The sequence below is a fragment of the Xanthomarina sp. F2636L genome (assembly GCF_026410195.1).
Classification (GTDB): domain Bacteria; phylum Bacteroidota; class Bacteroidia; order Flavobacteriales; family Flavobacteriaceae; genus Xanthomarina.
Genome location: NZ_JAPMLM010000069.1, coordinates 169,549 through 183,629, shown reverse-complemented (window position 1 = coordinate 183,629; position 14,081 = coordinate 169,549). Strand labels below are relative to the sequence as shown.

Genomic DNA, 14,081 nt, shown 5'->3' with positions numbered 1-14,081 from the left:
AAAACCACCTGCTTTTTTTGTATTAAGTAAATTAATTGTTTACTCTGAGTCTCTAAACTACAATCTCTCAGATAAAAAAATAGAGCGCTATGAGTTTTTTCAGAGCGCTCTATAAAACATTTAATAGACCGTTACAGTGCTATTTAATTTACTTCATTTTTTTTATGAACTTTAAAATGCTCTAATGGCGCGTACCCTACGAGACTGGCCCTTACCACCGTTGTATGCAATATTATCATCAAAACTCCAAACTGCTGCGTGTGCAGGACCTGTCTCTCTAGAGGTGAAATATACATTGGTTGTATCTAACTCTGTGCCATTATGAAGTAAAGATTTAGAATTAATAATAGCCATATTATCATCCATATATTCCATTTGATATTGACTAGGTAAAAACCAATCGTTATAACCACCACCTGTGTAGGCTCTAGCCAAACCTGCTGCGTAATCTGTTTCTACTGGCCCTTGTACTGCTATTATAGCGTCTGTATTAGAACTTCCATCCAAATAGCTAGTTGCCCCAGTTGTAACAGCGGCACCGTTATACCATTGTATACCAGCACTTTGGTCTTCAACAGCACAAACTAAACCATGCTGTCCAGATGCGTCTATCCAAAACACAATACCACCTTCTCTATATTGACCTATAGCAGGAGGTTCAATAGCCGATATTCTGGCGTCTAATTCTGCCAATACGGATTCGATACCTGTTAATCTTGCATCAAAACTTGCTATATTTAAAGCAATTTCATCATCTACATAAATTTTAGTAGCTGCGTCTTGATCATCCGTTGGATTTACCACATCTTTAATTTGTTCATTGGCAGAATTTCCAAAGGCCATAACATTTGCTAAATTTTGACTTTCGTCTGCTCTTTTTGCATACAAAGCATAAGGAACAGCCGTCATTTCTGTAGTACCTACCTCAGTTCCGTTTAAGGAAACAGTAAGATAATTGGCGTCTTCACCCCAATTTAAAGTATTATATGTTCCGGAAATGGCACTACCATTACCTATTTGCAAATTAAATAAACCATTAGCATCTGTTGCTACACTGTGGTTTTCTATATAGCTTGCTGTAGCTGTAGGACTTCCAAATTTTAAAGCAATTTGTATGGCTATATTTGAATTTGTTATAGGATCGCCAGACGAATCGCTAGCAACACCTTGGTAATTAATAAAATCTTGTTGTGTGTTTTGTGCATAACCTGTTAAGCTAACACACAAAAGGAATACGAAAGTTTGTAAAAATGTTCTCATTATGTTATTGTTTTATGATTTTAAATGATTTTGAATTTGTGGTGTCCGTAAAGTGTAGTTGTACCAAATACATTCCGCCGGACAAGTGACTTAAATTTAAATTTTGTAAAGCTTTATTAATAGTATATTTCCCAACCTGTTTTCCTATGGCATTATAAATTACAACACGAACATTCTCATTATTATCCGGTATGCTAATGTTTACAATATCTGTAACTGGATTGGGATAAATTTTAATAGTTTTACTTTCTATTAACTCTTCTACAGTTAGTGTGGCATTACTATTGACTCCAGCCAAAAACCCTTGGTTAATATTAACTGTTGCCGCTTTTAAACCAATAACGGGTTCGCCAACTGTACTGGTTAACTGGTAATTGGAGTTACTATTAGTGCTACCTGCACTGGCCACCACTTGCTTGTCTATATTTTGAGCAAAAGTGCCAAGCACAAAGCCAAATAATAAAATAAATGTTGTTTGTGTTTTCATACTGATGATAGTTTAATGGTTAATATTTTATAAAATTGTCGTTCTATTTTATAGACTTCAATTCATGATCCCTCATGTAGGAAGCTTAAAAAATTGGACAGCGACACCTTTTAATGTTATAATTGATAAAAGGTTAACATAAAGTGGGATATTTTTTACATTTTAGTCACTTAAAATGTTTTTTTAAAGAAAAAAGCATCTTGGATGTTGATAATCAATATATAAAGACAAAGCGTTTAATTTTACAAAAACACCCAAATACACAGAATAATGAAACCATATAAACAAATATGGATATCAACATGAATAAAGAAAATGAAATAAAGTCTTTTTAACTATTTTCTGAAGAAGTGCAGAAAACTCCATATAAAATAAACAATACAAATACCAAGTTTAAAGAAACTACAGCCTTAGAATTAAGAAAAATTATATGCAATTAGGAGTAAAGAAAATAAAAATACCAATTAAATTAAAACTTAGGCAGCAAGTTTTTTGCGTTTTCTATATAAAACCACAAGTATTAAGAGTATGCCTATACTACTAACCACGTACCAAACCGTATGATCTTTCTGGTCAACAATTGGCGAAATATCACCCGAAACCACAAATCCTGCCCAATAATAAGGATGCTTTAAAGACATCACCTCTTTAGAGGTATTTAAAAAATCTTGTTTTGCTTTTTTTAAGGCTTCTGCTTTATCATTTCCATCCTTTAGATGCTTATAGAATGACACCATAATTTGCTGAGTCGCATTATCTGGCACACTCCACAAACTAGATAAAACAGATGGCACACCGGCAGCCGTAAAAGCTGTATTCATCGACACAATGCCTTTTCCTGTTTTTAACTCGCCAACACCAGTATTACAAGCACTTAAAACAACCATATTGGCATTTAGGTTTAAGCCATATAATTCGGAAATATATAATTCGTAGTCTTTATCTGTATCTGAAAACACTAAACTACTCAATTCAGAATCTTCGTCATTTAAAAAAGAATGCATAGACAAATGTAAAATAGAGTAATTGTTAGATAGCTCTTGAAAAGCAGCTTTAGACGCCTCATTATGAGTATATACAACGCTATTTTCAAATAGTTTTGAAATAGATTGCACTTCTTTAATTGCGCCCGCTAAATAATAAGGTTCCCCTCTTACTGCTAATTGCGTCTCTGTTGGAGCATATAAATTGTACGAAGGAGCAAATAATGCAATCTTATCATTTTTATTCTTAACCTCTATGGGCGAATCTATAAAGCTCAATACCGAAGCATAACTTATTTTTGTCTGATTTAACAAGTAGTCGTTGTTTGAGACTAAAAGCTCAAAAGGTAAATAATGCAAAATACCATCTGGTATTATGTAGATATTGTTTTTACTTCCCACCTCAGCATCTTGAAGTAACCTATTATATAAAGCTTCTGATTGTTTTTTAATATCTGCTACCGGGGCTTGAATATCTTTAACTTTTGAAAGTAAATTGGTTACTTGAGGTTTTAAACTGGCATAGTTACCTAGTTTTGTAATTTGTAAAATATTATTATCATAGATAATTCTGAATATATCTTCATCTACTATTCTAAACTTAATAATATATCGATTATTAGTTAGTTCCTTTTGATTGCGAGAATGTGATGTGTTTATAACCTTAGAGATGTAAAAATCTTGCTGTTTTATTTGGTTTTGTACAGCTTCTAATTTTAAATTTTCTTCGAAAACAAGTTTTTGAATACTATCTGACTTTTTTAGAATATTTTTCTTTTTCAAATAGGTAATATTAGATCTTATGCGTTGCTCGTCATGGATAAGCTTATCTGTTTCCGTTTTATTAGATTGAGATCTATTTGCGATAAATGTATTTAATAAGTATTTAGCTTCAATAGTTTCAGTGAAATTTAAAAACAAACTTTCTTCCGCTTGTGAAAGTTGGTTGTTTGAAGCTTTGTCGAAGAAGTAAACGCTTATTTTATCATATATTTTTTCTAGCTTTTCATTTAAAAACTCATGATTAAAGTTAGACTCAAATTGTTTTAAAGCAATTTGGTATATTGTGTGTTTTAACCCATCATCTTTGAATGAGGATGCTTCCTGGTTTTCGATAATATCTAATAGGAATTTAACATCATTTAAAACCAGACTTGGCGTAAAATCTTGATAAGTCATCGTTTTTATATCGAAATCTTTATTGTCTTCCGAAAATGCTTCAAGCAGCTTATTAATATCCGTATAAACTTTCTTTTTATTGTTATTATAACTTAATGCGATATGACTAACCAAAATTTCTTTTTCAAGAGATGGTCCTAAATTATCTTGAGTTTCAATTTTTGCTAAAAGTTTTTCGGCTTCTGCATCTTGTTTTTCATCAATATAGATTTTTATTTTTTCTATTATAAATTGATCTTCAAGATTCTTAAAACTTAATTTTTTATGAAATTCCAACCCTTTATTAAGGTAGGCTAAAGCTTTATCATTGTTTTTAGTTCTGTAAAATGAAGCCACATTTAAATAGGCTGTTGCAATAAAGTCTGTTTCTATATCGTCTAAGGTGTTTTCAGAATTAATTGTTTTCATCTCATCAAAAAGAGCTAACATGAAATCTTCTTGATTTGTTTCCCGATATATCTTTATTAAAGAAGCTCGAAATTGCAAATCTCTTTTAAAACCAATTTTTCCTCTGCGAGATTGCTGCGCCAAATCTGCATTGTCTTTGTACAACTGCATGGCTTTTTTTAAGTAATTCTCAGCTTTTTTATAATTCCCCTCTAATTCCTCATAATCTGAAAGATTGGTATAAACCCCTATAAAGTAATCCATATTAGGATCTTCTATACTCTTAAACATCGCTTCAGACTTTTTAAGATATTCTAAGCGTTTAGATGGAATGTTTAAAAACTCATAACTATAAACTAAAGCTAAATCCAAGTAAATACTTGCCATATTATTGGCATTTCCAAATTCTATTTGAGGGTACAAAGCTTCAGCCTGTTTTAAAACACTTACAGATTTATTAAGTCTGCCAACCACACGAGATACAACCCCAGAAGTATGCAAGGTTTTCATCAAAACAATAGAGTCTATTTCTTGACATTTATAGTGTTGCTCTATAGATTTTGCTACATACTTGTCAGTATCGGTCATACTTCTCATGTAGTTATGTGCAAAAATATACATGCGTCTATATGCTTGATAAAGTCTTTCTGGTTTTGCACCAGAAGCTTCAAGTTCTAAAACTTGTTTTTTAAGATTCTTATAGGCATCAGATTTGAGCTCTGCATTTGAAGTTGCAAGTTCGTTTTTACTCATTTCTAATAATAAATTTAGAAATGCCAAGGTGTCTTTTTGTTGCGTTTGTGCAAATTCAATGGCTTTTTCTCTTGGTTCTATAGCCTCTTTAAATTTAAATTTAAGTTGAAGAGAATCTGCTTTTTCAGTATAGGATTGCCAGGTGGCTTGACTAAATACCGAATGAAAGCTACAAAAACAGATGAGTAGAATACTCAATTTTCGCATAAGTTATAGGACTAATTTGGGATTAGCAATAACTCCTAATATACAGCTTTTACTGAAAAAACCGTTGTTTTTTCCTACTTTTTCTCATTTCTTTGAATGTTCTTTTCCAAATACACACCCTAAACACCTCTCCCATAGCCTCTTATATGATGTATGTTTAAACAAAAAAAAGGAACAGCTCTAGAGAACCGAGCTATTCCGTCAATCAAATATAATTTGCTATTAATATGAGATTGTTTTTATTTTATATGTTTTATTAAAGTGTTCTGGTATGGGTTCTGTATCGAATGAAGACTTTCTTGATTTAACAAAGTCTGGATGCAGCTCTATATAGTATGTTCCAGGTGCTAAGGATTGACTCGATTTTATTCGAGAACGTCTACCATTGGAATTTGGAGAGTCTGGATCTAACCATTCATGAATGATAGATACGGTAGAGCCATCTGTTTTAAATAAACGCATCTGAATGGTCATATCACTCGGCATGTCTAAAACCTCTGACTCAATAAAACCTGGCTCAGTTAAATTAACTTTATACCAATCGTATGTTTGCTCGTCAAAAGAACCAACACCATAACCTATATGTCCTGCTATGGCATAAGCCTCGATAGTTTCGTCAAAAAGTATTTTTTTAGCAGTTGCTTGTGTATCATTGCTTTCAAAACAATCTACACGACTAAAAAATTCCCACTCAATGGTATAAGATACAGGATAGTCGTCTACTGGTGCATTAAAAAACGGAAATACTTCTAATGAAAAAGTGGTTCCGGGATGAACCGAAAAATAAGCTTCTCTATTTAACTCATTATTCGTGTTTGCAGAAGATCCTGAAACTATAGCGCCACCTGCATCAAGATCGTTAGATATGGTCAACCAAGGTCTCAAATCAGGATGGTCTTGAGTTAATAAAACGCGTACGTATCCACCTCCAGGGTCTGATGGAATTGTAATTACACCATCGTATCTATCTTCTTCATTTGGCGCAGTCCATTCGCTATTTATAGTTCCAAAAGCTGGTGTTGCAGTATAGGGTTCGCAATCATTTACCTCAATTATTGGCGGAGGTGTTATAGGGCTGTCATCGTCGCTACTACAAGAAACCATAGCGAAGCCTAAAAATAGCAGGCCTAAAAATAAATAGGGTTTTGTGTTCATAGATTTTTTATCCATCATTTTTATGTTTTTTTATTGTTAATATTACCCTTTTGTATCATTTTTATTAAAAGGTAAACATAGCTTGTTAAAAACTTTATCTTTACTTTATGTTTACATTAATTCAATTTTTGTACTAAATGACAGAAAACAAATTGTTAATAGCCCTAAAGAACGATGATAAATTTGCTTTAAAATCTATTTATTTAGAATACAAGCTTCCTTTTTTAAACTTTGCCAAAAAGTTTAACATCAGCGAAGACGATAGCTTAGACATATATCAAGATGTTATAATTTCTTTACGAGAAAACTGTATGAAAGGACATCTGGACAATATGAAAAGTGAACTAAAAACATATCTATTTAGTATAGGAAAATATATGATTTACAAACGTTTAAAAGAAAAGCAAAAATTACATTTAATAGATAGAGTTGTTGAATCTAGCAATTTAAATGACGATCATTTTAATGAAATTGATTACAGTTTTAATTCCAAACAAAAACAAATTCAAGAGGCTTTTAATAAATTAGGGAAGCAATGTCAAACCATACTAAACCTATTTTATGTTCGGGGATTTACTTTGGAAGAAATTGTAGACGAACTAAAATACAACAATTACAACGTAGCTAAAAGTCAGAAATCAAGATGTTTACAAAAAATAAAAGACATAATTCTTAATAGCAAATAATGGAAAAAATAGACTTGATAAATAAATACTTTGAAGGAACGCTTTTGAAAGACGAGTTAAAAGAATTTAACAAATTACTACTAAGCGATAATGATTTTAAAACAGAGTTTGAATTTCAAAAGGAAATACAAGAATCTTTAATTTTAAATGATAGAGAGCAAACAAAAAAACAGTTACAAGACTGGGATTTAGAATCCAGCAATAAACCATTTAAGTATTGGGCAGTTGCGGCAGGATTACTTTTGCTCTTAAGCATCTCTTTTACATGGTTTTTAACGCAAGAAAAACAAAGTAACGAAGAACTATTTATTGCTTATTTCGAACCATATCGAAATATTGTTCATCCCATAGTTAGAGGAGAAAGTAGTTCTGATGTACAAACAAAAGCTTTTGAAGCTTATGAGGAAAAAGATTTCGATAAATCAATTACACTTTTTAATAATATTTTAAAAAAGGACAGCAGCAATACGGTGATAGCTTTTTATAAAGCGAATGCTTTATTACAAAAGAACCAAACAACGGAAGCCATATCTATTTTTAAAGAAAACATCAAGTCGTCAGAATCTTTACAAGATAAAAACTTATGGTATTTGGCCTTAGCTTATGTAAAAGAAAACCATCTAGAGGAAGCTACAAAAACCTTAAATGAATTGGTAGCATTATCTGACTACAAATCGGAAGAAGCCAAGATTTTACTTGAAAAGCTGGAATAATTTTTTTCTAAAAAACACCAAACCTAAACCTGGAATTATAAGCCAAAACCAATACGTATTGGTTTTAGTTTCAATAGGGGTTACATCTCCCGATATTACAAACCCTGCCCAATAGAATGGGCGTTTTAATAACACATCGTCTTCATTTTTTAAGTAATCTAATTTCGCTAATTGCAGGGCCTTGTTTTTGGGAAATCCTTTTTCTAAATACGTGTAAAAATATAGCATTATTTGAGCTGTTTCCTTATCGGGCACTTTCCATAAACTGGTTACTAAGCTAGAAACACCAGCATAAGTAAATGCTTGAGATACATTAACAAGACCTTCTCCTTTTTTTAGCTTTCCAGCTCCGGTTTCGCAAGCACTTAAAACAGCTAAATCGGCATTTAAAGAAATGTTATAAAGTTCTGATAAAAACAACTTACTATCCTTACCTGATGAAGAAAAACTTAAATGAGAAAATTCGGGATTAGATTTATTGATTTCTGCGTGCATGGCCAAATGTAAGATACTGTAATTTTTTGCTGTTTTAAGAAAAGCTTCTTTATTAGCTTCTTCACCTAAAAAAACATCTGCTCCAAATAACTCGCCAATTTGCATGGCTTCTAAAGTTGCTCCTTTTAACTGGGCGGCTTCATCTTTATTTTCCTCCAACTGAAAACTACTATTATAAGTTGGCGCATAAATGCCTAAACTATTTTGTTTCGATTTAATTGAGTTAATCTGCTCGTTAAAAAGCAGTAAGGACGAAGCATAACTAATACTTTTACTTTCTACTAAATATTTGTTATCTCCATCGATTATAGACTCAAAAGGAAGATAATGTAGCACATCGTCTAAAATAAAGATTAGATTAGTATGGCTTGAATTATCCAATAAACTGTTTGGAAAAAGCTTTTCATAAGCTTCTTTGGCTAATATTTTATAGGTGTCTGTATTTGATTCTTTTAAAGAATGTGCAAACTCATTTAAAAACTCATTAAGCTTATTATTTTTTGGAAGTTTATGAAGTTGTGTGGCATCTTTTGTAATAGTAAAAACAAAAATGTAATTTTCTGTAAAACAGTATTTTATAATTTTTTGATCAGATTGAAGCTTAGACTTTAAATCGCTTATTTGAAATTTATTCTGTGTTTGATTAAAGTATGAAAAGTAGTTTTCTCTATACCATTGATTTAAAGAATCAATTTCTTTCTCTGTATCAAAAATTTTGGATTTTAATGTTTTTTGATATTCCAGACCGTTATTATCGCTTATAAACAGTTGCTTTTTATAAAAATGAAGTGCATTTTTCAAATCACTTTCTTTATTTAAAACAACCTCTGGAATATTAATGTTTTTTCTTTCAGAACTATTTAAAAACCGTTTCCAACTAATTTTAGAATTCGACTCTTCTATTTTCTCTAAAACACCATCTAAAATACGTTCGTTGTTTATTAATAAAGAAGTTTGCAAAAGTTGTTCGTTAATTTGAATAGCGATAGCATATACTTTATCGTTGAAGGATGTGAATACATAATTTTTAGAAAAAATATCAGAGACCATTTTACTCAGATTGTGAGCTATTTCTAAGTATAATTTTTTATGAGTTTCTCTGTAAGCAAGTTCATAATTTCTGCTGGCATCTAATAACAAATTAATATAGTATAAGTGGCTATATGGCTTGGAATTTAAATAAGTTAAGTCTTTTATTTCTATATCTTCCAATGGGTCTTTTAGCAAATATTTAAACGCTTTTTTATAAAATGCGTCCATGGACTCAAAACTTTCTAAACGCCCTTCCAGGTTAGCCTCTTGTGCGTATAATTGCATTAATAAATATGGGTCATTTTTCTCTTTTGCGCTTTCTATCCAATGCTTTATTCTTGACTTAACCTTAGCATAATTTTCATTGTTTATATATAATTGTATCAGATTCAACTTATCACTTAATGTAAACACTGGAACCTCATCTTTGCTCTCTAGGCTTAACACCTGCTCGTAGATTTTTATGGCCCGATTAGCATCTTTCTCTTTCAAGATGTTTGCTTCAAACCTAAGAAGTCCCATTTTATTTAATAATAAAAAATGCTTGTAGTAAGGTACGTTATGAGGGTTGTTTTCCGGATCGTCTATCCTGTAGTTGTCAATAAAATCCATTGCCTTTTTATTATAAGCAAAGGCATTAAGTGTATCTCCTTTTTTTAAGTTAAGTTTTGCGTAATATCGCCATAATTCTAATTGCGTTCTTCCTTTAAAGACTTCATTAGACCAGTTATCTATATTGGTTTCTTTATCGTTTATAAGGTTTTCAGACTTTATTAAATACTTTTCGGCTGTATCATAATCGCCATGCTGTAAATACCATGTGTTTAACGAACCGTAAGCAATATTTAAAAAACTCTTATCATGATAAGATATATTTTCCCAAATATTAACCACCTCTAAATAGGTGTCTAATTCCTTTTTATAATAACCTACAAACCCATAAACAATAGCTAAATGATGTTTCTGAATAGCAACATCCACATTCATTTCTCCTTGATTTGAAACATTTAGTTCAATGGCTTTTTTATAGCGTTCGGTAACTTTAGAATAGTCTCCAAATTTTCCCAACACAAACCCAATATTAAACTCGGCTTCAGCAAGTAATCTATGGTTATATGCCAATGTATCTCCAAAGACCTTTTTAGCTCTCTGAGCTTCTTCTATAGATTTTTCCCAATTTTTATTATTATAATACTGCTCGTATAAATATTTATGGATATGTCCTTTAAAATAAAGGTCTTTAATGTGGTATTTCTCATAAAGAGCTAGAGCCTGATTTGATTGAGTTATGGCAAGAGGAAAGTCTGAATGAAATTGACTAACTAAAGCATCTGCAGCCATTTTTTTAAGTTTTGCTACATGATATTCTGTTTGTGTTGTATCTAAATAACTAGAAGCAATCTGTTTTCTAATTTTTTGTAGTCTCTTATAATCTTTTTCAGTGTAGTATTCTGATTTATTGTAATAAATAGAATCGGCAAGAGCTTCTAAATTAGAAACCTCTGTTGGGTTTTGAGAAAATATAGAATGAACACTTATGAAGCAGATTGTATATAGTAAAACACTTAACTTCATAAGTTATTATTTACTTATTATGTGTAGCAGCTACTTTTTCCAGTTCCATATACCAATCTTCCCCAAACTTTCTAATAAGGGCTTCTTTAACAAATTTATAAATAGGTACTTGTAATTCTTTTCCTAATGTACAAGCATCATCACAAATTTCCCATTTATCGTAGTTTACAGCCGAAAATTCGGTATAATCTTTTACTCTAACTGGATAAAGGTGACAAGAAACCGGTTTTTTCCAGTCGATAATTTTTTGATTATTGGCTTCTTCAATAGCACAAAGAGCAGTGCCTTTTTTATCGAAAATAACATAAGCACAATCAGCTCCATCAATTAAGGGTGTTTCAAACTCATCGAATTCTGTAACAATAAAAGTACCTTGTTGTTCAATAGCTTCAATACCTTCCGGTCTTAAAAGATGTTTTATTTTAGGATAGATATCCTTAAGAATTTCCGTTTCATTTTCTTCTAATGGTGCACCAGCATCTCCATCAATACAACAAGCACCTTTACAAGCTGAAAGATTACAGACAAAATCTTTTTCAATTATATCTTCTGAAACGATGGTTTTTCCTAGTTGAAACATAAAAAGCAATGATAAATAAAGTAACTGCAAAGATACATTATAAAAAGAAAAATTAAACCCATAAAACAAGGAATAATCATTCCAAATTATCGAAATTTGCAACAGCTTTAAATTTTAATAAGATGAAGATTTTTAAAATTATATTATCATTAATCGCAATGGGATTAATAATTTACAACTTAACTCAAGTGGATTTTAACGCGCCTTTTGAAGGAGACAGCATCATCGCATTTATAACCGTTCTTGCTTCCTTGTGTGCTTTAACTTTATTGCAAATTTTAAGAATTTCGAAAAAAATTGAAAAACAATCTAAAGTCCGAAACTAATGTTCGATGCATTAATAATTGGTGGTGGCGCCTCTGGGCTATCTTGTGCTTTGGTTCTAGGTTCAGCAAAAGACAAAGAATTTGCTAAGGGTAAAGAGATTGGTATTATTGCTCATCAAAAAACCTCTCATCTACAAACAGCCTTGTTTAATAATGTATTAGGATTAAACCCTGGAACTACTGGAGCATCCATTCTTGAAAGTGGTACACAACAACTGACTGCTTTATATCCACATGTACAACAGATAACTCTCGAAAAAGCAACAAACATTATTAAAACAGAAACCGGGTTTATAGTAAAAACTAATAAAGCCGAGTATAGATCCAAACTAGTTGTAGTAGCCGTTGGCTATACGGATTTAATGACCATTAGTGGTCTGGATGATTTTATAGAACCTCATCCAAGAGCAAAAGCCGATAAAAATAGAATTTGGTTAAAAAACACAGATCATAAAATAGCAGAAGGGCTTTATGTTGCTGGCACCTTAGCTGGTTGGCGAAGTCAGTTTGCTATAGCAAGTGGCAGTGGAGCTCAAGTAGCAACCGATATTTTAACGCTGTGGAATGATGGAGAACACACGAAGATTCATGATAAGATTTAGTTAATTCTCTCTATTACTCAATTCAATAACCTCTTCAATCATAATGTCTGTTTGATTGATTACTTCCTCAAAAGCGCCATTACCAAAAAGTTGGTCGGCCAAAGTGGCTTTAATATATTGCTTCACCTCTTGGTTATAGGCTACAAAAGTGATGTTAGCCTTTGTTTTTTCGTTTAAGTAATCTTGAAAATTCAAAACCATATCGTCGTCAAACTGGAAGTATTCTATAAATTCTGCTCTAGAAATACTATCGTAAGCATGGCGGTCTTTTTCTAATTCTTCAAACACAAAATTGTTGATGAACCCACGTCTATCTAAAAACGTTAAAGTTTCGTTATGCATGCTTAAATCTAAGGGCACAAACACATCTGGGATAATACCTCCACCTCCATAAACCACTTTCCCTTTTGGAGTGGTAAATTTTAAAGAATCTGCTACTTCTATTTTTTCAGGATCTAAGAGTTCGCCACTTTGTAAGCGAGCGAAGTAATCATCATAATAATCCTTATTTCCATTTTGGTAAGACCGTTGTATGGAGCGACCCGTTGGGGTGTAATATCTGGAAACCGTTAATCTAACAGCAGATCCATCTCCTAATTCCATTTCGCGTTGCACCAGGCCTTTCCCATAAGACCTACGTCCTATAATAGTTCCTTTGTCATTATCTTGCAAAGCACCTGCCACTATTTCGCTAGCCGAAGCTGAGTTTTCGTCAATTAAAACATAGACTTTTCCGTTTTCAAAATCCCCTTTTTTGGTAGCAAAACTCTTGTCTATATCCCCACGTTTATTTTTAGTAAACAAAATGAGTTTATCGTCTTCTAAAAATTCATCTATAATCTGTTCTGCAACTCCTAAAAAACCTCCAGGATTATTTCGTAAATCGACTGCTAGTTCTGTAATTCCAGCTTTTTGCAGTTTGGTAAGTTCTTTTTTAAATTCTTTATAAGTGGATTCGGCAAATCGGTTAATTTTTATATAACCCAATTTATCTGTTAATTTATAAGCAGCATCGACAGATTTAATGGGAATGTGATTTCTCTTTACAGTAAAATCTAAAAGGCTTTTTTCACCTCTTCTATACACCTTTAAATCTACAAGCGTATTTATTGGCCCTTTAAGTTTTTTTATAATTTCGTTATTGCTTAGGTCTTTTCCAAAAATAGAGTCGCCATTGGCCATAATAATTCGGTCACCTCCAATAATACCTGCTTTTTGGCTTGGGCCATCGTCAATGGTTCTAATAACCGTAATGGTGTCTTTATAGGTATAGAAATTAATACCAATCCCCACAAAATCGCCTTTCATATTATCTGCCACACGCTCCATGTCTTCTTTAGGAATATACACAGAATGTGGATCGAGCGTATTAAGAATTCCGTTTACAGTAACGTCTACAATGCTATCTGTATTTACATCTTCTATATACTCGTAATCTATATAGTCAATAAGTCTATTAAGTTTATCTTTTTTACTGTTTTTAGTGAATAATCTATCTGAGGTATCAGAAAAATTTAATTTCCCACCAATAAAAATACCAGCTGCAATAGCAACTCCAATTATAAGTGGTAAGTATTTTTTTTTGAGTTTCATGTTGATATTTATTATTGTTTTATGAAAGACATATCATGAAAACAATTACTTTTTTTCTAAGTATTTAA

At 31.8% G+C, this 14,081-nt stretch carries 11 protein-coding genes; 4 read left to right on the top strand and 7 right to left on the bottom strand.

Features of this window, described 5'->3' with window-relative positions:
* Window positions 1-171: 171 nt before the first annotated feature.
* The 4 genes from OS191_RS12015 to OS191_RS12000 form a co-directional block, all read right to left on the bottom strand.
* Window positions 172-1,260: a DUF8740 domain-containing protein gene (locus OS191_RS12015; RefSeq protein ID WP_267155957.1), complete on the bottom strand. Its 1,089-nt coding sequence runs from the start codon at window positions 1,258-1,260 to the stop codon at window positions 172-174.
* Between the two features lie 4 nt (window positions 1,261-1,264).
* Window positions 1,265-1,747: a T9SS type A sorting domain-containing protein gene (locus OS191_RS12010; RefSeq protein ID WP_267155956.1), complete on the bottom strand. Its 483-nt coding sequence runs from the start codon at window positions 1,745-1,747 to the stop codon at window positions 1,265-1,267.
* 476 nt (window positions 1,748-2,223) lie between these two features.
* A complete protein-coding gene (locus OS191_RS12005; RefSeq protein ID WP_267155955.1) occupies window positions 2,224-5,256 on the bottom strand; it encodes a CHAT domain-containing protein in 3,033 nt (1,010 codons plus the stop codon).
* A gap of 222 nt (window positions 5,257-5,478) precedes the next feature.
* Window positions 5,479-6,429, bottom strand: coding sequence for a PPC domain-containing protein (locus OS191_RS12000; protein ID WP_267155954.1), 951 nt, complete (start codon window positions 6,427-6,429; stop codon window positions 5,479-5,481).
* A 119-nt stretch (window positions 6,430-6,548) separates the two neighbouring features.
* Between OS191_RS12000 and OS191_RS11995 the strand changes: the two genes are divergently transcribed.
* Both OS191_RS11995 and OS191_RS11990 read left to right on the top strand, forming a co-directional pair.
* Window positions 6,549-7,097 (top strand): RNA polymerase sigma factor, encoded by a 549-nt coding sequence (locus tag OS191_RS11995; RefSeq protein WP_267155953.1) that lies wholly within the window; start codon window positions 6,549-6,551, stop codon window positions 7,095-7,097.
* Window positions 7,097-7,810 (top strand): tetratricopeptide repeat protein, encoded by a 714-nt coding sequence (locus tag OS191_RS11990; protein ID WP_267155952.1) that lies wholly within the window; start codon window positions 7,097-7,099, stop codon window positions 7,808-7,810. Before OS191_RS11995 ends, OS191_RS11990 begins: the two co-directional genes overlap by 1 nt.
* On the opposite strand, the gene OS191_RS11985 is transcribed toward OS191_RS11990, so the two are convergent.
* Window positions 7,790-10,912 carry a CHAT domain-containing protein gene (locus tag OS191_RS11985; RefSeq protein WP_267155951.1) on the bottom strand — a complete coding sequence of 1,041 codons (3,123 nt, stop codon included), beginning with the start codon at window positions 10,910-10,912 and terminating at the stop codon, window positions 7,790-7,792. The genes OS191_RS11990 and OS191_RS11985 overlap by 21 nt on opposite strands.
* 10 nt (window positions 10,913-10,922) lie before the next feature.
* Window positions 10,923-11,492: a DUF3109 family protein gene (locus OS191_RS11980; RefSeq protein ID WP_267155950.1), complete on the bottom strand. Its 570-nt coding sequence runs from the start codon at window positions 11,490-11,492 to the stop codon at window positions 10,923-10,925.
* Between the two features lie 122 nt (window positions 11,493-11,614).
* On the opposite strand from OS191_RS11980, the gene OS191_RS11975 reads away from it, so the two are divergent.
* Window positions 11,615-11,818: a hypothetical protein gene (locus OS191_RS11975; protein ID WP_267155949.1), complete on the top strand. Its 204-nt coding sequence runs from the start codon at window positions 11,615-11,617 to the stop codon at window positions 11,816-11,818.
* A complete protein-coding gene (locus OS191_RS11970) occupies window positions 11,818-12,420 on the top strand; it encodes an FAD-dependent oxidoreductase (protein ID WP_267155948.1) in 603 nt (200 codons plus the stop codon). Before OS191_RS11975 ends, OS191_RS11970 begins: the two co-directional genes overlap by 1 nt.
* Here OS191_RS11970 and OS191_RS11965 read toward each other — a convergent pair whose 3' ends face one another.
* Complete coding sequence (locus OS191_RS11965) at window positions 12,421-14,013, bottom strand: S41 family peptidase (protein ID WP_267155947.1); 1,593 nt, start codon at window positions 14,011-14,013, stop codon at window positions 12,421-12,423. It lies immediately after the preceding gene.
* Window positions 14,014-14,081 lie beyond the last annotated feature (68 nt).

Bases quoted from the DNA above. Each gene is read 5' to 3' on its own strand.
- OS191_RS11970 (WP_267155948.1), top strand. From the start codon at position 11,818: ATGTTCGATGCATTAATAATTGGTGGTGGCGCCTCTGGGCTATCTTGT.
- OS191_RS11975 (WP_267155949.1), top strand. From the start codon at position 11,615: ATGAAGATTTTTAAAATTATATTATCATTAATCGCAATGGGATTAATA.
- OS191_RS11965 (WP_267155947.1), bottom strand. From the start codon at position 14,013: ATGAAACTCAAAAAAAAATACTTACCACTTATAATTGGAGTTGCTATT.
- OS191_RS12015 (WP_267155957.1), bottom strand. From the start codon at position 1,260: ATGAGAACATTTTTACAAACTTTCGTATTCCTTTTGTGTGTTAGCTTA.
- OS191_RS12000 (WP_267155954.1), bottom strand. From the start codon at position 6,429: ATGATGGATAAAAAATCTATGAACACAAAACCCTATTTATTTTTAGGC.
- OS191_RS11985 (WP_267155951.1), bottom strand. From the start codon at position 10,912: ATGAAGTTAAGTGTTTTACTATATACAATCTGCTTCATAAGTGTTCAT.
- OS191_RS11990 (WP_267155952.1), top strand. From the start codon at position 7,097: ATGGAAAAAATAGACTTGATAAATAAATACTTTGAAGGAACGCTTTTG.
- OS191_RS11995 (WP_267155953.1), top strand. From the start codon at position 6,549: ATGACAGAAAACAAATTGTTAATAGCCCTAAAGAACGATGATAAATTT.
- OS191_RS12005 (WP_267155955.1), bottom strand. From the start codon at position 5,256: ATGCGAAAATTGAGTATTCTACTCATCTGTTTTTGTAGCTTTCATTCG.
- OS191_RS12010 (WP_267155956.1), bottom strand. From the start codon at position 1,747: ATGAAAACACAAACAACATTTATTTTATTATTTGGCTTTGTGCTTGGC.
- OS191_RS11980 (WP_267155950.1), bottom strand. From the start codon at position 11,492: ATGTTTCAACTAGGAAAAACCATCGTTTCAGAAGATATAATTGAAAAA.